Annotated in this window: 24 protein-coding genes and 1 pseudogene; 12 read left to right on the forward strand and 13 right to left on the reverse strand. The window is 38.1% G+C overall.

Annotated elements, in window-relative coordinates; all coding sequences use genetic code 11:
- Positions 1–31: 31 nt before the first annotated feature.
- Positions 32–448: a lysozyme inhibitor LprI family protein gene (locus J663_RS07305; protein WP_033848825.1), complete on the reverse strand. Its 417-nt coding sequence runs from the start codon at positions 446–448 to the stop codon at positions 32–34.
- A gap of 29 nt (positions 449–477) precedes the next feature.
- Here J663_RS07305 and J663_RS18855 point away from each other — a divergent pair, with 29 nt between their 5' ends.
- The 5 genes and pseudogenes from J663_RS18855 to J663_RS19750 form a co-directional block, all read left to right on the forward strand.
- Positions 478–903 (forward strand): hypothetical protein, encoded by a 426-nt coding sequence (locus J663_RS18855; protein WP_081404664.1) that lies wholly within the window; start codon positions 478–480, stop codon positions 901–903.
- Positions 904–992: 89 nt separating this feature from the next.
- Entirely contained in the window at positions 993–1,970 is a 978-nt protein-coding gene (gene glyQ, locus J663_RS07310; RefSeq protein WP_002044989.1) for a glycine--tRNA ligase subunit alpha, read from the forward strand.
- Positions 1,970–4,039 carry a glycine--tRNA ligase subunit beta gene (glyS, locus tag J663_RS07315; RefSeq protein WP_033848826.1) on the forward strand — a complete coding sequence of 690 codons (2,070 nt, stop codon included), beginning with the start codon at positions 1,970–1,972 and terminating at the stop codon, positions 4,037–4,039. The genes glyQ and glyS overlap by 1 nt, the downstream gene beginning before the upstream one ends.
- A gap of 85 nt (positions 4,040–4,124) precedes the next feature.
- On the forward strand, positions 4,125–4,598 hold the full coding sequence (locus J663_RS07320; protein WP_033848827.1) for a hypothetical protein: 474 nt from the start codon (positions 4,125–4,127) through the stop codon (positions 4,596–4,598).
- Positions 4,599–4,618: 20 nt separating this feature from the next.
- Positions 4,619–4,777: pseudogene (locus J663_RS19750) on the forward strand (hypothetical protein); the annotation flags it as partial.
- A gap of 52 nt (positions 4,778–4,829) precedes the next feature.
- Here J663_RS19750 and J663_RS07330 read toward each other — a convergent pair.
- The gene (locus J663_RS07330) at positions 4,830–5,114 is read right to left on the reverse strand and encodes a YciI family protein (RefSeq protein WP_017390992.1); all 285 of its coding nucleotides are present in this window, start codon (positions 5,112–5,114) and stop codon (positions 4,830–4,832) included.
- Between the two features lie 184 nt (positions 5,115–5,298).
- On the opposite strand from J663_RS07330, the gene J663_RS07335 reads away from it, so the two are divergent.
- On the forward strand, positions 5,299–5,748 hold the full coding sequence (locus tag J663_RS07335) for a hypothetical protein (RefSeq protein ID WP_033848831.1): 450 nt from the start codon (positions 5,299–5,301) through the stop codon (positions 5,746–5,748).
- A 172-nt stretch (positions 5,749–5,920) separates the two neighbouring features.
- On the opposite strand, the gene J663_RS07340 is transcribed toward J663_RS07335, so the two are convergent.
- A complete protein-coding gene (locus tag J663_RS07340; RefSeq protein ID WP_033848833.1) occupies positions 5,921–6,808 on the reverse strand; it encodes a DMT family transporter in 888 nt (295 codons plus the stop codon).
- 108 nt (positions 6,809–6,916) lie between these two features.
- Here J663_RS07340 and J663_RS07345 point away from each other — a divergent pair, with 108 nt between their 5' ends.
- The 3 genes from J663_RS07345 to J663_RS07355 all read left to right on the forward strand — a co-directional run bounded on the left by J663_RS07345 (position 6,917) and on the right by J663_RS07355 (position 8,877).
- Positions 6,917–7,783 (forward strand): LysR family transcriptional regulator, encoded by an 867-nt coding sequence (locus J663_RS07345; protein WP_032006468.1) that lies wholly within the window; start codon positions 6,917–6,919, stop codon positions 7,781–7,783.
- A 147-nt stretch (positions 7,784–7,930) separates the two neighbouring features.
- A complete protein-coding gene (locus tag J663_RS07350) occupies positions 7,931–8,350 on the forward strand; it encodes a hypothetical protein (RefSeq protein ID WP_017481690.1) in 420 nt (139 codons plus the stop codon).
- Between the two features lie 95 nt (positions 8,351–8,445).
- Positions 8,446–8,877, forward strand: a complete 432-nt coding sequence (locus tag J663_RS07355; RefSeq protein ID WP_032006466.1) for a hypothetical protein — start codon at positions 8,446–8,448, stop codon at positions 8,875–8,877.
- A gap of 102 nt (positions 8,878–8,979) precedes the next feature.
- Here the strand turns inward: J663_RS07355 and J663_RS07360 are convergent, their stop codons facing one another.
- Positions 8,980–10,335 carry a S8 family peptidase gene (locus J663_RS07360; protein ID WP_017481692.1) on the reverse strand — a complete coding sequence of 452 codons (1,356 nt, stop codon included), beginning with the start codon at positions 10,333–10,335 and terminating at the stop codon, positions 8,980–8,982.
- A 35-nt stretch (positions 10,336–10,370) separates the two neighbouring features.
- Positions 10,371–10,679, reverse strand: coding sequence for a hypothetical protein (locus J663_RS07365; RefSeq protein WP_017481693.1), 309 nt, complete (start codon positions 10,677–10,679; stop codon positions 10,371–10,373).
- 586 nt (positions 10,680–11,265) lie between these two features.
- On the opposite strand from J663_RS07365, the gene J663_RS07370 reads away from it, so the two are divergent.
- A complete protein-coding gene (locus J663_RS07370; RefSeq protein WP_017481694.1) occupies positions 11,266–12,066 on the forward strand; it encodes a hypothetical protein in 801 nt (266 codons plus the stop codon).
- 59 nt (positions 12,067–12,125) lie between these two features.
- Here J663_RS07370 and astE read toward each other — a convergent pair whose 3' ends face one another.
- From astE to J663_RS07410, 8 genes are all read right to left on the reverse strand, one after another.
- Positions 12,126–13,100 carry a succinylglutamate desuccinylase gene (astE, locus tag J663_RS07375; RefSeq protein WP_033848837.1) on the reverse strand — a complete coding sequence of 325 codons (975 nt, stop codon included), beginning with the start codon at positions 13,098–13,100 and terminating at the stop codon, positions 12,126–12,128.
- Between the two features lie 12 nt (positions 13,101–13,112).
- Positions 13,113–14,456, reverse strand: coding sequence for an N-succinylarginine dihydrolase (gene astB, locus J663_RS07380; RefSeq protein WP_002116805.1), 1,344 nt, complete (start codon positions 14,454–14,456; stop codon positions 13,113–13,115).
- Between the two features lie 19 nt (positions 14,457–14,475).
- A complete protein-coding gene (astD, locus tag J663_RS07385; RefSeq protein WP_033848840.1) occupies positions 14,476–15,945 on the reverse strand; it encodes a succinylglutamate-semialdehyde dehydrogenase in 1,470 nt (489 codons plus the stop codon).
- Positions 15,945–16,976 carry an arginine N-succinyltransferase gene (gene astA, locus J663_RS07390; protein WP_032004847.1) on the reverse strand — a complete coding sequence of 344 codons (1,032 nt, stop codon included), beginning with the start codon at positions 16,974–16,976 and terminating at the stop codon, positions 15,945–15,947. Before astA ends, astD begins: the two co-directional genes overlap by 1 nt.
- A 19-nt stretch (positions 16,977–16,995) precedes the next feature.
- Positions 16,996–18,210 carry an aspartate aminotransferase family protein gene (locus J663_RS07395; RefSeq protein WP_032057338.1) on the reverse strand — a complete coding sequence of 405 codons (1,215 nt, stop codon included), beginning with the start codon at positions 18,208–18,210 and terminating at the stop codon, positions 16,996–16,998.
- A gap of 136 nt (positions 18,211–18,346) precedes the next feature.
- Complete coding sequence (locus J663_RS07400; RefSeq protein ID WP_005078412.1) at positions 18,347–19,618, reverse strand: Glu/Leu/Phe/Val family dehydrogenase; 1,272 nt, start codon at positions 19,616–19,618, stop codon at positions 18,347–18,349.
- 1,032 nt (positions 19,619–20,650) lie between these two features.
- Positions 20,651–22,084, reverse strand: coding sequence for an amino acid permease (locus J663_RS07405; RefSeq protein ID WP_033848842.1), 1,434 nt, complete (start codon positions 22,082–22,084; stop codon positions 20,651–20,653).
- 413 nt (positions 22,085–22,497) lie between these two features.
- Positions 22,498–23,775 carry a hypothetical protein gene (locus J663_RS07410; RefSeq protein ID WP_033848844.1) on the reverse strand — a complete coding sequence of 426 codons (1,278 nt, stop codon included), beginning with the start codon at positions 23,773–23,775 and terminating at the stop codon, positions 22,498–22,500.
- 127 nt (positions 23,776–23,902) lie between these two features.
- On the opposite strand from J663_RS07410, the gene J663_RS07415 reads away from it, so the two are divergent.
- Both J663_RS07415 and J663_RS07420 read left to right on the forward strand, forming a co-directional pair.
- A complete protein-coding gene (locus J663_RS07415; RefSeq protein ID WP_033848845.1) occupies positions 23,903–24,691 on the forward strand; it encodes a class I SAM-dependent methyltransferase in 789 nt (262 codons plus the stop codon).
- A gap of 26 nt (positions 24,692–24,717) precedes the next feature.
- On the forward strand, positions 24,718–25,248 hold the full coding sequence (locus J663_RS07420; RefSeq protein ID WP_081404665.1) for a hypothetical protein: 531 nt from the start codon (positions 24,718–24,720) through the stop codon (positions 25,246–25,248).
- Positions 25,249–25,250: the final 2 nt, after the last annotated feature.

Below are 25,250 nucleotides of genomic sequence, written 5' to 3' on the forward strand. Positions count from 1 at the left end.
CGTCATGAGGTGACGTTTAAAATAATTTGTCTTAATTAACGTATTCTTCAAGCTGTTTTACACGCGCCGCATACTCTTGCATTGGGCAATACGAATACATCGGTGAGCCAATGTATGAGCCTGCATTACTACATTCCTGATCTACATAAGCTTTCCAAAGTCGCTGAGATTTTAAAATATCTTGGTAACGTTCTGGCTGTTTGTATTCTTCGCTTTGTGTACGAATCTGATCAATGAGAGCAACTATTTTTTCTTCATAAGTCTTTTTAGCTCGTTCAGAGCAACTATGCACAACCATGTTATTAATACTCTCGAGCTGCATTTCTTTAATAGTCTGCTCTACACATTGGTTGTATTCATCTTGCTCGTCAGCATCAGTCTGCGCATATAGCCATGGACTACAAAAAAGGCTGGATAAAACAATGAGTTTGCAGCAAAATTTCAGCATAATTTATTCTCGATTCTATAATTTTTAATATGCTTCAATATAACAAAAAAATGATTATTCGCGCACTTGCGCTAGCTCCCATCCCTTTGTTGAGTATATCTGCCTTAGGAATAATCATCTTCAATACGGAATTTAGTCTTTATTCGGTTGCAGTTATTTTTCTAGCCCATTTCTTATTTTATTTACTTTTTTATGGCCTTCTGGTTATTCCTTTCGCATATATCACTTCATATTTTCTCGCGCGTAAAAATCGTTTAAATCTGATAAGTATTTTTATCTGCGCAACTGTCATCTGGATTTTGATTAGCCCTATTACGCGCTTAATTTTTGTCGGTTCATTCCCTTCTCCTTGGTGGCATATTTATAAGATCTATAGTTTTTATCTTATGATTTTATTTACCAGCTTTTGTTACAGGTTAGGCTTGGAATGGCTGAGGCGAAAACAAATCGGCTAAACACATATTCCTGTGATTAAGCCTTTGCCACTCCCCCACAAAATCCTTATACTTAGTGGCAATTTTTCTCATAAATTCGTGGATGCTACATGAGTCGCGCCATCTCGCACATTGATACATTTCAGGGCTTAATTCTTGCCCTACAAAACTATTGGGCCGAACAAGGCTGCGTCGTACTACAACCTTACGACATGGAAATGGGCGCTGGAACATTCCACACCGCAACATTCTTACGCGCTTTAGGGCCTGAAACTTGGAATGCTGCATACGTTCAACCTTCACGTCGTCCAAAAGATGGACGCTATGGTGAAAACCCGAACCGTTTGCAACACTACTACCAGTTCCAAGTGGTACTTAAGCCAAATCCAGACAACATTCAACAGCTTTATCTTGATTCTTTAAAAGCAATTGGGATTGATACGCTTACTCACGACATCCGTTTCGTAGAAGACAACTGGGAATCTCCAACGCTAGGTGCTTGGGGCTTAGGCTGGGAAGTTTGGCTTAACGGTATGGAAGTAACTCAGTTCACTTACTTCCAACAAGTTGGTGGTGTTGAATGTTACCCAGTAACAGGCGAAATCACTTACGGTTTAGAACGTCTTGCAATGTACCTTCAAGGTGTTGACTCGGTTTATGACCTTGTTTGGACGAAAGGCCAATTTGGTACTGTAACTTACGGCGACGTATTCCATCAAAATGAAGTTGAGCAATCGACTTACAACTTTGAATACGCTCCAGTTGAAAAACTATTTGAACTATTTGATTTTTACGAATCAGAAGCAAACCGTTTAATTGAAGCAAAACTTTCTCTTCCTGCTTATGAGCAAGTGGTTAAAGCATCTCATACCTTTAACTTGCTTGATGCACGTGGCGCAATTTCTGTGACTGAGCGTCAACGTTACATTTTACGTGTACGTACTTTAGCGCGTGCTATTGCACAAAGTTATGTACAAGCACGTGCAGAGCTTGGCTTCCCAATGGCAGAACCACACTTGCGTGATGAAGTATTGGCACAGCTAAAAGCACAAGCTGAAAGTGAAGCAGCAAAGGCGGAGAAAAACTAATGAGCAAACATACTGTTTTATTCGAACTTGGCTGTGAAGAGCTTCCACCAAAAAGCTTAAAAACTTTACGTGATGCATTACAGGCAGAAACGGTAAAAGGTTTAAAAGATGCAGGCTTAAACTTCGCATCAATTGAAGCTTATGCTGCTCCACGTCGTTTAGCGCTTAAAATTGTTGATATCGATGCTGCTCAAGCAGATACACAAAAACGTTTTGACGGTCCTGCTGTTCAAGCGGCTTACGATGCAGAAGGCAAACCGACTAAAGCGCTCGAAGGCTTTATGCGTGGTCAAGGTATTACAGTTGATCAGCTTTCTACTTTCCAAGCAGGTAAAGTTGAAAAAGTTTGCTATTTAAAAGATGTGAAAGGTCAAAGCCTTGACGCTTTACTTCCACAAATTTTACAAACTGCATTAGACAATTTACCAATTGCTAAGCGTATGCGTTCTGCTGCAAGTCGTACCGAGTTTGTACGCCCGGTTAAATGGGTTCTTTTACTCAAAGACGACCAAATTGTCGACGCAACTATTCAAGATCACAAAGCTGGTAATGTGACTTATGGTCACCGTTTCCATGCCCCAGAAGCTGTGACTTTAGCGCATGCAAATGACTACTTAGAGGCTTTAGAAAAAGCTTACGTTGTTGCGAACTTTGAAAAGCGTCAAGCAACCATTCAAGAACAAGTGAAAAAGTTAGCTGATGAAGTTAACGCGACTGCGATTGTTCCAGCCGACTTACTTGATGAAGTAACAAGTCTGGTTGAATGGCCTGTGGCTTTACGTGCAACTTTTGAAGAGCGCTACTTAGCTGTTCCTCAAGAAGCACTTATTACGACAATGCAAGACAACCAAAAGTATTTCTGTTTGATCAATGCGGAAGGTAAATTACAGCCTTACTTCATTACTGTTTCAAACATTGAGTCTAAAGATCCAACTCAAATTATTGAAGGTAACGAAAAAGTTGTTCGTCCTCGTTTGTCTGATGCTGAGTTCTTCTTCTTACAAGATCAAAAGCAACCGCTTGCATCTCGTAAAGAAAAATTAGCAAACATGGTATTCCAAGCACAGCTTGGCACGCTTTGGGACAAATCAACACGTATTGCAAAACTTGCAGTTGCATTATCTTCAATCACTGGTGCAAACCCAGCCGATGCTGAAAAAGCTGCATTACTTGCTAAATGCGACTTAACCTCTGAGCTTGTTGGTGAATTCCCAGAACTTCAAGGTATTGCGGGTACTTACTACGCACGTATTGAAGGTGAAAACGCTGAAGTTTCAGAAGCTTTAGGTGAGCAATATTTACCAAAATTTGCTGGTGATGTTTTACCAAAAACCAAAACAGGTACAACGATTGCCCTTGCTGACCGTTTAGATACGCTGGTTGGTATTTTCGGTATTGGACAAGCGCCTACAGGTTCTAAAGACCCGTTTGCTCTTCGTCGTTCAGCAATTGGTATCTTACGTTTAATCATTGAAAATGAATTAGACGTAACGATTGAAGAGTTAGTGAATCTTGCGCTTCAAGGTTATGGCGATATCGTTAAAGACCACGACAAAACTCGCGCTGATGCTGTTGCGTTCTTGGAAGGTCGTTACCGTGCTAAGTACGAAGACCAAGGCGTTGCTGTTGATGTGCTTCAAGCCGTTCAAGCTCTTGCACCGAAATCTCCACTTGATTTTGATAAGCGTGTAAATGCTGTTAACCACTTCCGCACATTACCTGAAGCTGCTGCGCTTGCTGCTGCAAACAAACGTGTTGCGAACATTCTTGCCAAAGAAGCAACACCTGAAGGTTCTGTAGTTGAAGCAAACTTGGTTGAAGCTGCTGAAAAAGCATTATTTGCTGAGCTTCAAGCAGTGACACCTGTGGTTGAGCCATTACTTGCAGCAAAAGATTACACTGCTGCCCTTTCTAAGCTTGCAGCACTTCGCGCGCCAATTGATGCATTCTTTGATGGCGTAATGGTAATGGCAGATGATGCTGACCTAAAAGCAAACCGTTTACGTTTATTAGCTCAGTTGCGTAACTTGTTTACTGCTGTGGCTGATGTAAGTGTGTTGCAGGGCTAAGCCTTTATTAGTTGTAAATTAATAAGAACCCCTCTATAGATTAGTGGGGTTTTTTAATATTAAAAATAAATCCGCAGTCATCATAATGAATACCTCTTCAATTAAAAATTTTTATCGTATAGATGCTTATCTTGTTCTTTGCCACACCCTTTTACTGGTAATCGGTTATGGCCTATGGAAATTATATCCTCATATAAAGACCAAACCAGATATGAGCGGCCTGTTCTTTATGATTATCTCTATTCTAGGCGGTTTTGCAGGGCTGATTATGCTAGCTGTAACTCTGCCTCGTTTAGATCGTTCTGTTCGTAATTTATCATTGAACAAATTTATTTTGGCTCTGCTGTATTGGGTTTCTAGTACCATTATTTTCGTACTATTTGGCATCAGCAAATTCTTCTTCAATAACCCGCTAGTTTTGTTGGTTTTTGTTTTGTTTTTTTTCAGCAGTGTTTATCTTTCGGTGATTCGCCTTGCAGATATGCGTCAAAAAGACTGGCTGATCTTAAGCGGAATTTTTGGAGCTATTGTGCTGTTCTTCTTTTTGCCAGAGCTTTAGAAAATGGTTTAAGTAAAGATTCTAAGCTTGCAGCACTTCGCGCACCGATTGATGCATTCTTTGATGGTGTAATGGTTATGGCAGATGATGCTGACCTAAAAGCAAACCGTTTACGTTTATTGGCTCAGTTACATAACTTGTTTACTGCTGTGGCTGATGTGAGCGTGTTGCAGGACTAATTAGCTTATTATGAAAAAAGGGATCTTTTATAGACCCCTTTATTTTTTTGAGTTAAACAAATTCTTTAATTTCTTCTAAACTTTTCGATGGCTCAAACCACATGAAATCATAATCGGCCACATCATGAATATAGAACGGATCATTTTTCATAATCTCCTCAGCTTCTTGAATCGAAGAGCTTAGAACTAAAATTACCCCACCTACTCTATTTTCTCGGCGCCCCGATGCCAGAAATTTCTTTTGCTCATAGTAATGATCTAAAAATGCAATATGTTCTTTTAATACAGCATCAACTTCGGCTAATGGTTTTTTATAGGTCAAGGTAACAACAATCATCTTATTCTCTTAAAGCAATTAGCGTATAACATAGCATTAGTCTATAGATAGTTTAATGATCTATAGATTATTCGATAGTACGCCTATTCCCCCAATTCATCTACATTAAAACTTTTTATAATAATTGATATTTACAAAAAATATCGTTATAAATTAGCAGCTTTTATTAATTAAGATTATATAAATGAAGAAGAATATTTTATTACTTGTTATTTCTATCTTATCCATTGGACAAATGGCCTGTTCTATAAACCCTCATCGGATCAATTTACCAGACACTACCAATCCGCCTGCTATAGAAAAGATTAATTTAGTTGGAATGTCTCGAAATGAATTTCTAAATAAATTCCATCCACCCGTAGTAAGTAGACTCATTGGTGAGAAAAGGATAGATACGATCACTTATTATAAAATTAACAATAAACCAAAAGCATATGGAATGGCTTTCTATAACGGTTTAATAGCGAATACAATCGTGTCGACATTACATAATGTAATGCCGAGTGAATTATCGCTCGATTCTGTGGACGAAACGGTATCAATCTCAGACTCAGCACTTAACAAAGAGAAAATAGTAATTGAGATTACATATGATTCTTCTAGTCATATTGAAAAAGTCGAAAGAGTCGAATAATTTAATTTTTGGCTATAACCAAACTTTTTTATAGTAAAATCAATAAAAGTAAATTCTAAAAACTATTTCAGTATGCTGATTTAAATGTATTTTTTAATAAAATTAATATTTCTATTTTTAAAACAGCACTCAATAACTACCACATTATTATCTACTCAGCTTGGTAAAAGAATTATTTTTTCCAATTCATCCACACCAAACTTCCCACAATAATTACTCCACCTAACAGCACCATCATGGATGGTTTTTCATTTAAGAAAAGCACAGCCAAACTCATTGCGACAATGGGCGAACAATATAAAAAATTCGATGCAATCGTTAATGGCATATTTTTAAGTACATATCCCCAAAGTACATAAGCCATCGCACTTGGGAAAATACCCAATAAGATAACCGACATATTAGCTTGCCAAGTGGCATGTAAAATTTCACTAGGCAAATGAGCACTATAAAAAAGTAAAGGAATGGTTCCGAACCAGATGATGTAGCACATCATGCTCAAGGCATCATAATTTAAAGCAAATTTCTTATATAAATTAAAGTAGAGACCCCATGCAATTGCAGCTAAAACAATCAACAAACTATAAGGACTCGGTACACCAAAACCATGGTCACCACTGACCACTAATACGGCGCCACAAAGGCCAAGCAAAATACACAACCACTGTTTAAAACTAATTTTTTCTTTAAAAAGCAAAGCTGAAATAATAAAGGTAAATAACGGAATAGATTGGCTTAAAATACTAGAGGCAACCGCAGTCACATATTGCTGCCCTGTATTGATAAGCAGATGATGCAGCGTCACAGAGAAAAATCCTAATACAGCAAGCGCAGGAATATCTTTCCACTTTAAAGGTTGAATGCCTTTTTTCATGACCAAAAGCAGTAAAAAAAATGATGCGATCAAAAAGCGGAGCAAGGCAATGTGCTGCGGTGTATATGAATGCAAGGCACTATGTACGCCAATAGGTGAATAGCCCCAACAAAAGACAGTCACAGCAATACATAAATAGAGCTTAAATGCGGGAGGCTGGGTTTCGGCAGCAAGAGAAATTGCCATGTTAAATCTGCACTAATGAAATGGAACTCTTTCATCATATGCGCATGGATAGTTGAATAAAATTAACTTATATTGAGTTAACTATTCATTAAAAGTGAATGATAAAACATGGATATCGCTCAGTTAAAAATGTTCCAAACCGTGGTTGAGTGCGGAACAATGGCTAAGGCATCAATGCAACTGCATTGTGTACCATCTAACATTACGACACGGATTAAACAACTCGAAGAAGAGCTTGGAGCACCTTTGTTTTATCGTGAAGCTAAAGCTTTAAAACTCACTCCATCTGGTGAGATCTTTCTTAATTATTGCCATAAAATTTTAGCGCTATGCGATGAAGCGAAACGAGGTATTCATCCTGATGCACCGCCCTCTGGCCCACTCAGAATTGGAGCGATTGAATCTTCTGCCACAACTCGCCTCCCCAATTTACTTGCAAAATATCATCAACGTTTTCCAGAGGTTTCCATTCAAATTATTACAGGCACATGGAAACAGTTATTAGTCGATATTTCTCAGCACAAACTTGATGGTGCAATTGTCGCGGGTAATATTGATTTTCCGATGCTCAATAAACTCAGTATTTACCAAGAAGATATGGTCTTAATTGCATCTCACTCTTTGGGAGAGATTCATTGCCAAGAAGACCTGATTGGTAAAGAAATTTTTATGTGGACTGAAGGCTGTCCTTACCGTGCAGCCCTTGAAGAATGGCTTAAACTGAAGAATATCTCTCTTCCTATTACCAGCATTACTAGCTATGCCACAATTATTGGTTGTGTCAGTGCAGGCTCAGGGGTGGCTCTGGTGCCTAAAAGTATTTATGAGCAATATAAGAATTTGGCCCATATCCAAAGTTATAAATTTGAATATCTTGCTTTTATGCAAAATCACTTTTTCTGGCACAAAAATGTGAGCAACCATAAAGCCAGAGACATGTTTATAGAATTGATTAAGACTGAATTTAGTTTATGAATCATTGCAATGATTGGTTTAGCGCCATTAAATGATGATTTATCGTAATCAAATCGTATGGGTTTTATCTCATTGCAGTACAAGCTTTATTTTTAACAGTAAGATCACCACTTCATCTTTTGATTCTGGTTGGGGAGATTGATCCATATGAAAACCTTACAAGTGTTATGCGTTGCAAGTTCTATATTGGCTTCATCAACCTTATTTGCAGAAACAACACAGCCACAACAAGTTGTTGAAACGACACCTAAAACACAACCTTATGGTGACAATCCTAGCTTAGGGCGCGTACTGTTGTATAAAACAGGCAAAGGCATACAAAATTTAGGAAACTCTATTCAAGGTGCTTCTGAAAAGACATCGAATAAAATTAGTGAGAAATGGCAAAACACCAAAGAATTTACTGCTGAAAAAGCAGAAGTCGTTCAACAAAAAGCAGATACAGCCAAAGTATTTACTGAACAGAAAATAGAGCAAGCCAAACAAAATATTACCAGTAGCCGAAATGGTGAAAATATTCCAATTGAGCAAGGTGAATTAAGTAAATCGAGCACAACAGCTAACTAATTTTTTGGATAGCGCGATAACTTCGCGCGCTTATAAACACAGATATTCATCTAGAAATAATGTCATTAAGTATAAGAAAGCTAGGAATCTGCCTTATGAATAGTCAAAAACTCCTCTTTTCAACACTATGCTGCTTAGCATTAACTGCATGTGCGACCTCTACACCTCCTTCATCTTATTCTCAAGCACAAGTTTTAGAACAAGATACGAATATCGAGGCTTATCCCTCTACCACAGGTAATGTAGCCAAACTCATTAAACAAGATAAACAGGCTTGTATGATTGAATTTACTGGCTATTTAGGGGGGGGACATGTAACTGAGCACTGGACTTTTAATAATAATGGTCTGATTTCAGCGACCTCATCGACTATGCAGTATCCTGATGAATCAGGCATATTAAATCAGGCAACCAACTCCACAACCAAAAGCTCAACGACATTTAATATTCAAGATCCAGAAATTCAGAATAATTTCAAGAAACTCCAAAACAACTTTAATCCAGCGAATCTAGCAAAGTGTAATTAATACTTTTTACATAAAAAGCCCGTTGCAGAAGTTACCCTTTGCAACGGGTTATAGCTATTTAAAAATTTCTTGGACCTAATTTAAAAAATTATAAATAAGCTATTAATTAATGGTTAAACCATTTGTTGCTGCCAGTAAATCAATACGTGGGAAAACCAAGCCCGTTCTTGAATCAGTAATTGGTTTACCTGTCGTTTTTAAACGGCTGATGGTTTGATCAATACTTTCTGTTGGACTCACGCTATTCGCTCGTAACAAAGCAATTGCACCTGCCACATGTGGTGTCGCTTGAGATGTCCCGCCCATGGTATACCCCCCCGCCGTGATCATTGCTCCTGGTGCTAATAAGGTCACAAGACTACCACCATTACTAAAGCACGCTACCTTATCTGCCGCTGTGGTTGGGTCCGAACATTTCACTGGGTTCCCCCATGACACACCACCAATATTACTATCATAAACAGCCCCTACTCTTACTGCACCAGCAACACAGGCAGGAGATGAAATTCCATCTGAAAATGCATCATTGCCTGAAGCGACTACAGGCACCACACCAGCAGCTCGTGCATTAGCAAATGCAGTTCCATAACTGCTATCACTACACTCCGAGGTATATTTAACACCTGGTACGCCAAGGCTCAAATTCACCGCTTTAATATTATAGGTTTGTGCATTATTTACAGCCCAATTAATCCCTGCGAGGATATCACTATCATAAGCTGTGCTTACCCACTTACCTTGGGATCTCACTTTTCTAAAGACATCAATACCTATAATTTTGGTTTTGGTAGCAACCTTAGATACGATGCCTGAAACATTACTCCCATGCCCATCATCATCTAAAGCGCCATCATCTGGTGCACTATCAAATGAATAAATCACTCGACATGTGCTTGATGGTGTATTTACTGCCGTACAGCCAAAATCAGAATGAAGATAATTCACACCTGTATCAATTACTGCCACACTAGAGCCTTCACCCGTAAAACCATTGGTATTCGCTTGTGGTTGATTAATTAAAGGTAAACTTTCATTGGTCGTAGTCTGGTTAATACGGTTCGGATAAACCGCTTTAACATTTGGATCATTTAATAAAGTCACCAAAGCTTCGCGATTACTAATTCGATAGAAAGCTAAAGGCAAATTATTGTAGTCCCGAAGTACTTGGACACCACCAGCACGGTTAAACCTTGCCTGTATATTCTTTTTATTTGTTGCAATATAACTCCGCCGCTCTAAACCGGAAGGCACACTCACCGAAGGAATATTGTATTCGACGATTAAATCATTCGAATCATTATTGACCAAGGCATCCAAATCGATTTTGCCCTGAAATACTTTTTGTTTTGCTGCTTGATTTAACCGCTGTTTAGCACCTTGAGAATCTAAAGGAAGAGCGGATGCAGTTGTACTTAATATCGTACATAGACCTAATAGAAATAACGTTTTACTTTGCATTATTTTTCTCCGTAGTTTTTCAACTAACAATTTGCTTATTTCGCTTTTATTTCATTTGCTGGATCTTTTTCTGGATCAATCGGTTGAATAGAAAGATCACTTTTTGTGTCATAAAAAGGAACAGTATCAGCTGATACCGATTGAGGATAAGTTGAATGTTGAGATAGATTTTTAGGTTGAGTAGGCTCCTTAAGTTTAGAAAGAAAGGACGATGTGTCTGGTTGTGGCGAATTCGACTCATGTAAAGCAGAATTGAACACATCAGATGCACCACTTGTTGGCTTAAGATAGAGAACAACGGCGACCAAGCCGACCAATACAAGAAGGGAAGCAATAATTTTCATCTGTCATATCTCTGTTTTTTTGTTTATAGATATCTATTTTTATTTTTGATTATTCGAAATAAAGTGCTATTTCTTTAAATATATTTCATGTGAAATTTCTATTTCATGAAATATACCAACCTGAGAAAAGCTAAAGTACTTTTTCCCGAATAAGCAAAAATACAGTTCTGCCCTATACATTTATATTTCTGGCAGAATATGGTTCAAAAAAGTGCTAAAAAAACACTCTATTCTCATAATAAGCAATAATTATGCCGTTTCCTCTAATAAATAATTAGATTCACATCACATTTAAAGATATAAAGGACAAGTCGAGAAAAACCGAAAGAGAAAAAATTAAAGGATATTTTTTAAAAAAGGAAAGATAAGCGAGCTTAATTAGAATATCTAACAAATAAATGTTCTTTTTCACTTTATTATTAATTTTTATTAATCTTCACAATTTATCCCTAGTCTGTTTACTCAACGTAACACTGTTGTAACATTTTGATGAAGACAGTTCACAAGACTATATTCCCTTGGCTATGATTCGTTTGCGTTTATGAAATACCTCACTAAAAGGGTATATTCTTTGAAGGATATCGCAATGAAAATGATGAAAACAGCTATCGTTACTGCAAGTGTTCTTGCTTCTGCCTCTATTTTTGCACAAAGTGCGGGTGTTAATGCAGGTGCTTCTGCTCAAGTAAATGTACAACCGGGTGGTCTTGTTAGTGGCGTAGCCAACACAGTCAAAAATACTGCTCATAATGTAGGTAGCTCAGCGAAGCATGCTGGTCATGTAGCGGCTGACACTACAGTTAAAGCAACAAAAAAAACAACAGGAAAAGTGACTGAACTTTCTTCTAAAGCTGCAAATGGTACAAAACATTTTGCTGCCGAAGCTGCGACAGGTACTAAAAATGTAGCAACTAAAGCCGCAACTGGTACAAAACATTTTGCTACCGAAGCAGTAACAGGAACTAAAAATGTAGCGACTAAAGCTGCAAACGGCACTAAAAACCTAGCAGTTGAAGCGAAAGCTGATACAAAAGCAGGTGTTGATGCTGTAAAAGCTAAAGTTGCAGAAAAACAAGCAGATCAAAAAGAATTTACTGCTGAAAAACAAGCTAATGCTCAAGCGCATGTAGATGCTGTAAAAACTCGTGTAGCTCAAAACCAAGCTGAGCAAAAAGAGTTTGTAGCTGACACAAAAGCAGATGCTCAAGCAAAGTTAAATGCAGCTCAACCAGTACATGCAATTAATGCTCAAACTGGTGTAAATGTTGGTGTTAATGTTGGTCCTGTTGGAGTTAACACAAACGCAAATGTAAATGCTGGCGCTCAAGCGTCTACACAAAAAGCTGAAAAGAAATCTTTTATTAAAGGTCTTTTCGGTAATAACTAATCCGTTATAAATAAAAAAGGGCAATTAATTGCCCTTTTTTATTTCTCAAAATCAAGTATTCAACTCGTTTCAGTTAAAACTAAGCCTGCACGCAAACCAAGCTTCACATTTGGGTTTGGAAATAAAATCCAGACCTGATCTTGCTCAACCACATAATTACCAGAAGGTTGAGTTGCAATGATTTCACCTTTGGTAAAAGTCGAAAAATTCGGAGCTTCAGCAGATAAATTCATCTGGAAGTCTTCATCTTTTTTAATTAAAGAATCAGACACTTTAAAGACTCGAATTTTTGTTTTATTGCGTAGCGGTAAGGCTTGCTCAGAAACTACATTACGAATAACTTCATCAATTGCAGCAAATTGGCTCAAGTCATTTTGCCCAAATGGCAAGGCTTTGCCTAACTCTAAAGTTGCGCTCGCCGCTTTAAAATTCTCACTCGTAAAATGTGTAAACGTTTTACCTACCGCATTGTGATAAACCAAAGCATCTAAATCGGCTGCTTCAAGACTTGCTGTTAAATCAGCATCATAGCCATGCGTTTGATATGGAAATAAAGCAAACGTTGGTAACAATGAAGCACGAATTGCTGTGTGTAAATCATAGTGATAGCGTTTAGCATCACTTGCACTTTCTTGAAAGAAATTTGTGACAACTTGCTCTAAAACTTCAGCACGCTTTGATTCTTCAGACACGCCTAGAGTTTTATATCCACCACAAAACATTCGATTTACATCGTCATGCACATAGCGTTTGCCTTGACGCATTGCATAAGGGTTACCCAATACAAGCAGCAACCTCACAGCAAGGTTTAAACGCCCTGCAAATAAATCCGTGCAAAGATGAGATAATAATTCAATTGGTGCTGTTTCATTACCATGCACTCCAGCTGACAGTACGACAGCTTTGTCGTACTGTGCGTTTGGCGTACATTCAAGAAGTCCTTCACCCAACCAGCGCCAAGAAAAATTATTTTGTTTTGCTTCGCGAGTTGTAGGCTGCTCACCTTGTAAGGTTAATGCTAGAAAATCTTGCATGTCACCTCCTCATTATTTTTGGAAAGGATAAACCGAACCTAAACCTAAAATTTTGGTCAGTTCGTCAAGTGCCATACGGCTTTCCATTAACAAATGCGGATCAGCCAAATCTTCTTGTGCTAAACGATCACGATAATGTTTATCAACCCATTGATTGAGTGTGCCAAACAACTGATCGTTCATGAGTACTTTTGGATTTACGGCATTTAACTCAGTTTCGTTTAAAGCTACACGTAAACGTAGACAAGCTGGACCACCACCGTTACGCATACTTTCACGTAAGTCATATACCTGAATAGCATCAATTGGTGTGCCCATTTGAATCATGTCATTCAAATAGCCCCAGACTGCTGCATTTTGACGAGACTCTTCCGGTACAACAATAGTCATTCCACCATCAGGACGAGTCAAAATTTGGCTATTAAATAAATAGGTTGCTACGGCATCGTCAACGGTAACACGGTTTTCAGGGACTTCAATTGAAATAAAGTCTTCACCGATGCTTGCCATTTTTTGACGAATTTCAGCAAAAGCCTGATCTTGATTTAAAAAGGCATGTTGATGATGGAATAAAACCTGCTGGTTACTTACCGCAATTACATCATTATGGAAAACACCCTGATCAATCACATCCGGGTTTTGCTGAACAAAAACGGTATGTGCATCATCTAAACGGTGCAAACGTGCAATTGCTTCACTTGCCTCACGCGTTTGACGAGCTGGATAGCGTTTTGGTCCCGGTAAGCCATTATTTAAATGTTGTTGACCATAAACAAACACCTGAACACCGCGCTTAGCATAATCACCCCCTAAACGATTGTGATTGGCTGCACCTTCGTCACCAAACAAAGCCACTTGTGGCAATGCTTCGTGGTGTACAAAGTGACGTTCATTTTTAAAGATCGCTTGTAAAACTTGGCTTGTAGTTTCAGCTTCAATTGAACGGTGAAACTTATTATTCAAGTTCGCTGCTGTGAAATGCACACGCTCATCTTGGCTATCTGCCGAAGGTGAAACGGTAGCCGCATTGGCAGTCCACATTGGAGAAGCTGAACTTAAAGATGATAATAGTTCAGGTGAATGACGCATTGCTTGAGCAACAACGCTAATGTCATCACCTGTAAAACCTAAACGGCGTAACATTGGAACATGTGGACGCTCATGCGGAGCAAGTACACCTTGTTTCATTCCCATGTCAGCCAAAGCTTTCATCTTTAGCAAACCTTGTTTAGCTGCTAATTTTGGATTCGAGGTATTATTACGGTTTTTTGTCGATGCTTCATTACCAAACGACAAACCCGCGTAGTGATGTGTTGGTCCCACTAAACCATCGAAATTTACTTCATATCCTTTCATTTTTTTCTTTCCCTAGTGTTTAAGGCAACACAATCCCTGGAGATAATTTTTCTGGTAAGGTTAAGCTGCCACTTTCAAGTGATGCCATTGGCCAAGCACAATAGTCGGCAGCGTAAAAAGCACTCGCGCGGTGATTACCTGATGCCCCTACACCACCAAACGGTGCGGCACTTGAAGCACCAGTTAATGGCTTATTCCAATTCACAATACCTGCACGTGCTTCAATGAGTAAGTCATCAAACAGTTCACGTTTTGGTGAAACCAAACCAACTGACAAGCCAAAACGAGTTGCGTTAGCAATTTTTAATGCTTCATCAAAACTGTCATAACGTTGAATGGTGGTAAGTGGACCGAAATATTCTTCATCTGGAATATCTTTCACGCCTGTGACATCAACAATACCCGGAGTAAGTAATGAGCTGTCTTCTTGAGGACGTGTCATGGCTAATAAACTTTTTGCACCCAACTCAAGTAATTTTTGCTGAGCATGCATCATGTTTGTTGCAGCAACCGACGAGATAACGCCACCCATAAATGGTTGTTGTTCATCATTCCAACGACCAACTTTTAGGTTTTTAGCAACTTCAACAAAACGTTGAATAAATGCATCACCTTCAGCACCATTTTTTACCAAGATGCGGCGCGCACATGTACAACGCTGACCTGCCGAAACAAAAGCAGATTGAATAGCAAGATTAACTACTGCATCGACATCAACAATTTCATCAATAATCAATGCATTATTGCCACCCATTTCAAGCGCAAGAATTTTTTCAGGTGCCCCCGCCATTTGCTTATGCAAGTGATAACCAGTGTTTGCACTTCCGGTAAACAATAAACCATCAATTTCATGTGAGGCAGCCAAGGCTTCACCAGTTGTGCGTCCACCTTGAACCAAATTCATCACACCATTTGGCAGACCAGCTTGTTGCCAAAGTTTTACAGTTTCTTCAGCAGTCCAAGGCGTTAATTCACTTGGTTTAAATACAACTGTGTTGCCAGCAAGCAATGCAGGAACAATATGCCCATTTGGTAGATGGCCCGGGAAGTTATATGGACCGAAAACTGCAAGCACACCATGCGGACGATGACGTAAAGATGCTACACCATCGGCCATTTCAGTTGAGCTTTCGCCTGTACGCTGGTGGTAAGCGCGAATCGAAATCGCAACTTTGCCAATCATTGATTGAACTTCAGTTAACGTTTCCCAAAATGGCTTACTGGTTTCTTGGCTAATGACTTCTGCTAAATGCTTTTTATTTTCTTCAAGCAAAGCGGCAAATTTTTCAACAATCGCTACACGCTCTGCAAGTGGTAAACGCGCCCAAGCTGGAAACGCAGTACGCGCTGCCTGACAAGCTTGCTCTACATCAGTAGCAGTAGCCTCGGCACCAGACCATACAGTTTGGTTATCAACAGGATTTGTTTTTTCAAATGTTGCGCCGCTGCCTTGTAACCAGACACCGTTTATAAATAAAGAGTTTGACATCAGGATACTTCCATTGGATTTAGTGATAACACACGAACAACGTGACCTTCTTGTACACCGAGTTTTTCAGCTTGTTCATATGTTAAATTTATTGTGTTATCAACAAGATCAAGCTTTAACAGCATTGCCTTATAGTCATGATAATTATCATTGGCAATGAGATATTGGGTCTTACCGACCGCAGCTTCACTTGTAATTTTGACGTTTAGTAACTGACTTTCTTTTACTGCTCGCAATTCATCAATATTGGCTTCAATGGTTGGACCAGCATCAAAAATATCGACATATCCTTGATAGCGTAAGCCTTCCGACTCAAGCACATGATAAGCAGGCAAAGTTTGTGGATGCATTTTTCCAATTACCTCTTGCGCATCTTTTGGCAAGAGATCTACATAGACTGGGAAACGTGGCATAAGCTCTGCAATAAACACTTTTTGCCCAATTCCACTCAAATAGTCTGCTGTTGAAAAATCCATATTAAAGAAATGGTGACCAATCGCATCCCAAAATGGAGAACATCCATTTTCGTCCGAGAAACCACGCATTTCAGCAATTAACTTTTTCTCGAAATATTGCTTAAAGGCAGCGATAAACATAAAACGGATTTTCGATAAGAACTTACCGTTTTGGTTTTCACGACGCTCTGGATCTAAAAATAGTGTACAGAGTTCGCTACTACCTGTTCTGTCATTACTTAAAAATAAAGTAGGTAATGACTTATAGACATTTAATGCTTTTGAAGCGTGTACTTGAGTACCAACATGAAAGTTGTACCAAGGTTCAATGAGCCCTACAGCAACTTCAATTGCACTTAATCCAATAACACGTTGAGCTTCTGTATCTTCAAGAACAAATAAATAACCTTGTTCACTTTTATGGACATTGCCATTTAAAGTATTGCGAGTACGTGAAATTCGAGCCGAAAGTGTATCCATATTTTGCGGCAAGGAAGTCAGGCCTACACCCGACTTACCTGCTAATTTATAAATATCTTCAAGGTCTCGAAACTCGGCATGACGGACGATCATCATGGCTAGCTTTCCTTTTTTTTTATTTAGCCAACTTTGCCAATGCGCGTTTTAAACGAGCAATTCCTTCATCAATATCTTGTTCAGGAATAATCAGAGACGGTGTAAAACGAACCACGTTTGGTCCCGCGATTAAAGCCAGCAAACCTTCTTCGCCCGCCCAAGTCGTAATGTCTTTCGCTTTCCCTGCATACTCAGCTTTTAATACGCAACCAATGAGTAAGCCTTGACCACGAATTTCTTCAAAAATCGGGTATTCAGCATTTAATTTATTTAATGCGTCTAGGAAATATTGATGACGATGTTTTACGCCTTCAAGTACTTCAGGCGTATTAATAAACTCAAAGACTGCACCAGCAACCGCACTTGCTAACGGGTTACCACCATAAGTCGTACCATGTGTACCGACCGAAAAATGCGGAGCAAATTTATCTGTTGTTAGCATTGCACCGACTGGGAAACCACCACCTAATGCTTTTGCAGTGGTTAATACATCTGGAATAACGCCAGAGTTCATGTAGGCATATAGTGCACCTGTACGGCCAACACCAGTTTGTACTTCATCAAAAATAAGTAAGGCACCGAACTCATCACACAGTGCTCTTAAGCCTTTTAAAAATTCGATGTCAGCAGGAATAACGCCTCCTTCACCTTGGATTGGCTCAACAATCACGGCACAAGTTTGTTCATTAATGACCGCTTTTGCAGCTTCTAAATCATTAAAGGCAACATGGTTGATACCATTTGGAAGAGGTGCAAAGTCTTGTGAATATTTAGGTTGACCACCCGCCGAAACGGTAAATAAGGTACGGCCATGGAAAGCATTGTTAAATGCCACAATACCGCTTTTGCCAGCAACACCACTGTCGAGTCCAACTTTACGAGCTAGTTTTAATGCCGCTTCATTCGCTTCTGCACCTGAGTTACAGAAGAATACTTTATCTGCAAATGTATTTTCAGTGAGTTGTTTTGCAAGGCGTAGAACGGGTTCATTTGTATAACCATTGCCTACATGCCAAAGTTTTGTTGCTTGTTCTGTTAAAGCATTTACTGCCACTGGATGCGCATGACCTAATGCGTTTACTGCAATCCCGCCTGCAAAATCGATATATTCTTTATTTTCTTGATCCCAAATACGTGAACCTTCGCCACGTACCGGAATGAAATTTGCCGGTGCAAAAACTGGAACCATCCAGTCGTTAAAGTTGCTTCGAGTTACAGAAATTGGCTGTTCCATGCTTACCTCAGTATTTATTTAATATATTCGATAACACTTAAATTTGAATAATTCAGAAAAAGGGGCTGAACAAATAAACCCTATAACATCCTTTATATTTGTTCAGACCACTTTTTCTAAAAGTAATTTCCGCAGATTAGCCTGGGAAAATACCGCGTTCTTTACGAGCTTTTAAGATACGCTCACATGCCAAGATGTAAGCCGCTGTACGTAAAGTACAAGCGTTGCTGTTTGCTGTATTCCAAACATCTTCCATAGCTTGAACCATCAATTTGTCTAAACGCTCGTTGATTTCTTCTTCGCTCCAGAAGTAGCTCGCCATGTCTTGAACCCATTCGAAGTAACTTACAGTTACACCGCCGGCGTTACATACCACGTCAGGAACTACAACAATGCCACGCTCAACTAATACGTCTTCAGCTTTAGGATATGTCGGGCCGTTTGCGCCTTCTAAAATCAACTTAGCTTTAAGTTTTTGAGCACGTTCAACAGTGATTTGGCCTTCCAATGCAGCTGGAACAATAATGTCAACTTCAGCTGTCCAGAAATCTTCGTCAGCAATTGATTGCGCACCAGCAAAACCACCAACACCTTGATTTGCATTTACGTGATCACGTAATGCTTCAAGATCAATACCATCAGCATTGAAAATTGTGCCAGTATGGTCTTGAACGTGTGTAACTTTCGCTTTTGATTCAACAAATAAGAAAGCTGCTTCACTACCTACGTTACCAAAACCTTGAATAGCAACTTTCGCGCCTTCAATTGGTAAATTAATTTTTGCTGCTACTTCACGACCTGTAACGAATACGCCACGACCAGTTGCTTTCACACGACCTAAAGAACCGCCTAAGTGGACTGGTTTACCAGTTACAACACCAGTTACCGTGTGACCTTGGCTAGTAGAATAAGTATCCATCATCCAACCCATGATATTGGCATTCGTACCAACGTCTGGAGCAGGAATATCTTTTTGAGGCCCAATAATATGACCAATTTCAGTCGTATAACGACGAGTCAAACGCTCTAATTCACGAGTTGATAATTTACGTGGATCAACACGGATACCACCTTTTGCACCGCCAAATGGCAAGTTCAAAACAGCAGTTTTAATTGTCATCCATGCAGACAACGCCATTACTTCATTCAAATCAACATTCGGATGGTAACGAACACCGCCTTTACCCGGACCACGAGACAAGTTGTGTTGTACACGGTAGCCTTCAAAGTGCTGGATCGAACCGTCATCCATCACGATTGGCACGTCAACAATAAGCGCACGCTTAGGACGTTTTAAAGTATCGATATAATCAGCTAAGTGTTCTAAATATGGCGCTACACGGTCAATTTGTGCCAAGTAAGTTTGCCATGCATCGCTATGTTCGTTTACGTATGAAAGATCTGACATCTTTTTTCCTATATACCTTCATAGACTCAGATTTGATAAATCCGTAGTCTTTATTATTCAGCAACCAAAACCTTGCAATAACAAAGTCTTAGTTTATTTACTAAACCTTCTGCTCTTCTAAAGCATTAGATTTTTTAAATTCCATTTGTTGATACTAAAAGTATGATCTACTTTTATATATCGATATCTTTTACAAGCTTTCTTTCATGTAACTTACTGTTTATAAAGCTATCTTTATAAAAGCAAAGTTTAACCACAACCCACTTAATCCAGTCGGCTGAAATATAAATACAAAAGAAATGGCATAACCGTTTGGGAGTTAAAAAGAACGATGATTTATAAAAAAATCATATGTCCATAAAAATTATTTTGACTAATCGATAGATCCCTCCATTAGTCTTTTTAAAAATAAACATTGTTCAATAATGCTACAGATTAATTATCTCTACACACACCGCTTAAAATTAAGCCGGAACATAGCTATAAAATCTTCCAATAAATATAGCATAGAGCACACTCATTTAGAACATTTTAAAATAAATAAGCAGAGAAAAAATAATCAAATCGCACTAATCTTTATAATAAAAAAACAACAAATATTAAAAAAAGCTTAACTTTAATAAAAAAAATTTATAGAAAACACAAAATCATAATTTAAAAAAATACACCAAATTAAAATCATAAATAACAATAACTTAAAAATTAATCACCTTTATGAATTTGTCAAAAAATTATACCCTCTCTACATTAAATCTATAATAAGTCCATTTCTAATTCATATTTTATAAAAACCCAAAAACCTCTTTATCAAATAACCAAGCTAAACATAGACTTAATCAACTATTAATAATAAATAAATATTAATAAGAATCCGATAAATGGTAATTTTATAAAACAATATTTGTTTTCATGATCAAAAATAAAACTTCATTTTTAAAAAAAATACAGAAATTCTTTCTTTTGTAGTTCCTCTAAGGCACAAAAAAAGGCCCCTTTCGGGACCTTTAAAAACACATTTTTCGACTAAAAAGCTTAGCTTTGCACTAGATCTTTCTTTCGATAAAAAATGAAGTAGCTTGCATAACATAAAATGATAAAAATAATGCAGCAGATAAAACCAACTTGCATAGATGGGTCAAACACCATACTGATACAGGTAACGATACAGAACAGCCCACCTACAATTGGAGTAAGAGGAAAAAGAGGTGCCGCGAAGCGTAAATCTTTTGCTGTTTTACCCGACTTATACCACTGTCTACGGAAGTTAAACTGTGAAACGCAAATCGCAATCCAAACCACAACCATTGTAAAAGCTGCAACGCCCAACAAATTCTTAAAAATTGTTTCTGGCGCGAATTGTTCTGAAAGCAATCCAGGAATTGCACCAAACATAGTTACAGTAATGGCAACAATCGGTGTTCCAGAAGGAGTTAATTTAGAAAATATTTTTGGTAATTGATTTTTTGCCGAAAGCGACCACATCATACGTGAAGCAGCAAACAAACCAGAATTTGCAGCAGATAGTAAAGCCGTAATAATTACAAAGCGAATAATGTCTTCTGCGTATGGAATACCAATATAGTTAAATACCGTCACAAAAGGACTATTACTTACTTCATTTGCACTAAGGCCTGCAAGCTGGAACGGCAGTAATGAACTAATCACCACAATTGTACCAACAAAGAAAATCAGTAAACGCCAAATAGCCGCATTGATTGCTTTAGGAACTGTCTGTGCTGGATTCTCGGCTTCCCCCGCCGCTACTCCAATTAATTCTGTGCCCGAAAAAGCAAAGTTAACAATCAGCATAGTAGCAAAAATTGGGAAGAGACCGTTTGGGAACCAACCGTGAGCAGTCAGGTTGCTAAATAATGGCGCTGTTTCATGTCCGTGGTAAGGAATAAAACCAAAAATTGCCAGCAAACCTAAACCAATAAAACAGATGATTGTAATAACTTTGACGAGTGCCAACCAGAATTCAGATTCGGCAAATAATCGAGTTGAACTGATATTAAGGAAAAAAACTAAGGCGCCAAAAAAAAGAGTCCAAGCCCATACCGAGGTAGATGGAAACCACTCCTGCACCAATAAAGCTGCCGCAGTAAACTCAGTCCCCAAAGTTGCAGTCCAAGTTAACCAATAGAGCCAAGTAATCATATAGCCCGTACCCGGACCAATATAACGGCGGGCGTATTCACCAAAAGAACCTGATTCCGGTACATGAACCGCAAGCTCACCAAGACATAACATCACGGTATAGGCAATTAAACCGCCCAAAAAATAAGAAATAATTGCGCCAATTGGGCCTGCTTGGGAAATTACATCACCAGACCCTAAAAAAAGACCTGTACCTATGGCACCGCCAAGGGAGATCATCACCAAATGTCGAGTACTCATTGCTCGTTTCAAAGGTGCAGAACTTCCATGTTGCGATGCATCATTATTCCGATAATTTAATGATTGCATATAAAAAACTGTAACGACAATTTAGTAAAAAATCATTTTAGGAGAAAAAAATAAATATGCAATTATCTTTGAATAGTGAACTTATTTTAACCAAGCTCTTCAGGCAAAAATAAAATATATAATAAAAACATTTAGTTATATTTTTTTATAGCTAGGACTGTATTTTAATTAATCTTATATTATTTCTACAATTTATGTATTGTTAAAACCCATTTATCTTTAAATATAGTATTTATATATATTACTAGTTATGCCTACTTTAAATACAGCAGATCACCATATAATAAACCTACTATTTATTTAAATAATGAATTTTAAAATAATATACAAATAAGTTTATAAAAAAATATTTTTTAAGCAAAAAATAAAGCCCAAACCTAAAGGTCTGAGCTTTATTTAAACACTATAAAGTTTTAATAGCTGATGGTGGTCAACTGCTCTGTAGGTTGAATTGAACCTTCCGTAAATTCACACAGCCCTTGTTCATCACAAGATAAATTTAGTTGCTTATAGCTAATCGCAAAAGAATCCGAATATTTTTTGATTACAAAAGGACTCATATCCAATGTTAAAGGCTCTTCACTCTTGAACAATTTAATAATCTTACGATCATTCATCGCTAACAAATAAATTTCATTATTTAATTCAATATGCACTACACCGGTTTGCTCAGCCACAATTGGAACCAAATAAGATTTATTCACCAGTAGAGTATCTACTGTATAACTTTCAAACTTTGAATTGATAAGGTTAAATACCAAAATTAAACCAAAGCTAGTCTGCAAGCCTTCTGTGTAATTTGCATCTTCTTGAATTCGCAGCACTTTAATACCAAGCTTTTGAAAGTCTAACTCAGTTGCTTGATTTGTTTTTATCAGACTACGTGTAATAGTCTGTTTAAGTGGGTTATCAAAATAACGTTCATCTAACTGAAAATCATTTTGACGCAATATTTTTAACAACATTTCATCATGTTGGGTAAGAACATGCGCAAGTACATTACGGAAGTAAAACTTACTTTGTTTTTTGACCTTACGAACTTGCTGATAAAAATAGATTTCATCGAAATCATGTTCAATAAAATCATGTAATAAACTTGAACTAGCCAATACAGACAATGCTTCATGACCAGTAAATGGCAAATGAATCGTATGTAAGCTTGGTAACAGCTCTTTTATTTTTAAGTAATGTTCACGGTCAATCGAGAAATATGGGTCATAAACAATAACGTATTCACGCGCTGAATCGACATCTTGCGGCTGAATCTGCATGTCCTTGTTTGCTACCGAATCAAAAAACTCAGCGTAGCGTCGGTCTTCAACATGCTCTGGGTCAATTGAATATTGAGGCACAAATGCAATCACACGGTTCATATTCAATAAATTAGAATATTTGATTGCCGCATAGCCGCCCATTGAACCGCCATAACCCACAATATTTTTAAAGCCTTCTAGAATAGGCGAAATTGCTTTTGCCAGCTCAATCATGCTTGCTTGAGGAAACCATGATTTTTGTTTTGGCATTACCCCAATAACATTATATTGGTATTTAATTAGAGACTTTTCAGCATTGATAGATAAGCCACTCGCTCGGGTAATCAAATCGCCAAAAGAGAGAACTAATGTATTAGAATCGCCTGGTAAAAAAATGGCTCTAATGTGTTCGTCTTCAAAAATAATTTGCTTATCCATGCTCACACCGAAAGAAAATTTACTCCCACATACAACGTCAAAAATGAAACAAAATAGGTGTTTTGCCAATTTATGATTGCGGAGTATCTTATTTTATAGATGCCAGTCAGATTAAAAAGCGCAAAATATGACACAATCCTTACATCCTGCCGCTCAAAAAGGCTTCAGTTCAGCTGCTGAACTATATCAGCAAGTTAGACCCAATTATCCCGCAGAAATAGTAAGTTGGCTGCAAAATTGCCTACAAATACAGGAAAACTCTACTGTTATTGATCTTGGATCGGGTACTGGCAAATTCTTACCCTACTTAAAACAAACACATGCTGATGTTATTGCAGTTGAGCCAATTGGCGAGATGTTACAGCAGCTTCAACAAGTTTATCCTGATATCAAAACATTACAGGCTTTTAGCAATTCAATTCCTGTAGCAGACCATAAAATTGATGCCATTATTTGTGCGCAATCTTTTCACTGGTTTGACAACCTCGACACCCTAACAGAAATGCATAGAGTATTAAAACCAGAAGGACATTTAGGGCTAGTTTGGAATCAACGCGACGAACGTACAGATTGGGTCAAGGCTTTAGCTGACTTCCTACTTCCTCTTGAAGGTGACACACCTCGTTATCATAGTGAAAAGTGGAAACGTGTGTTTGAACAACAAGATTTATTTGTATTTGATAGCCTACAAACATTCACACAGTCACAACATGGTTCTGTCGAACAAGTCGTGAGTAAACGTTTACTCTCTACAAGTTTTATTGCTGCAATGACTGAAAAAGATCAATTACAACTCAAAGCACAGTTTGAAAAAATTGTTTATGATTTTACGGGATTAGGTCCTCAAGATCAGATTGATTTTCCATATATTACGTATGCATATCACTTTCAGAAAAGTACGTTACCCATTAAATAATTAGTGAATAGGTTTGGTTGAAAGTTATGAAGAAAACACCTCAAATCATATTAATGTCTTTGCTTTGCTCTAGCCTATTTCTGACTGCTTGTAAAAAAGCGGATGAGCCTGCTAAGACGGAGCAACCTTCTAGTACCTCATCTACCGATCAGGTTTTAGAAAAACTGAATGAAAGACCTGTTAAGACCTTCCCTGCCACTGCTGATGATGCACACGATATTGCGCTGTTAGAGGATTATGACCGTCGCTTTACAGAAATGAGTGACGAGATGGAAAGTGAATTAGCAAAAATGCATGAAGCTGGAACCCTCACTACAGAGTTTGAGCAACAGCGTACTCTCGATAATGTGCGCTCTTCTCTGACCATGTTAAAAGATTTAGATTTAAAAACTGAGCAAGGCCGTTACATTCAGGGTCTACTTTATCAATATTGGGAAAACCAAAAAAAACACTTGGGTGATAAGCAAGCCAATAAAGATGAACAGATCAATGATCTTGCCGACTATTTACAAGCACAAAATCAATTAAAATATTGGAAAGCATCGCAACAGAAATAAGT

Origin of the sequence: Acinetobacter sp. 826659, assembly GCF_000588515.1 — a bacterium.
In the GTDB taxonomy this organism is placed as follows: domain Bacteria; phylum Pseudomonadota; class Gammaproteobacteria; order Pseudomonadales; family Moraxellaceae; genus Acinetobacter; species Acinetobacter pittii.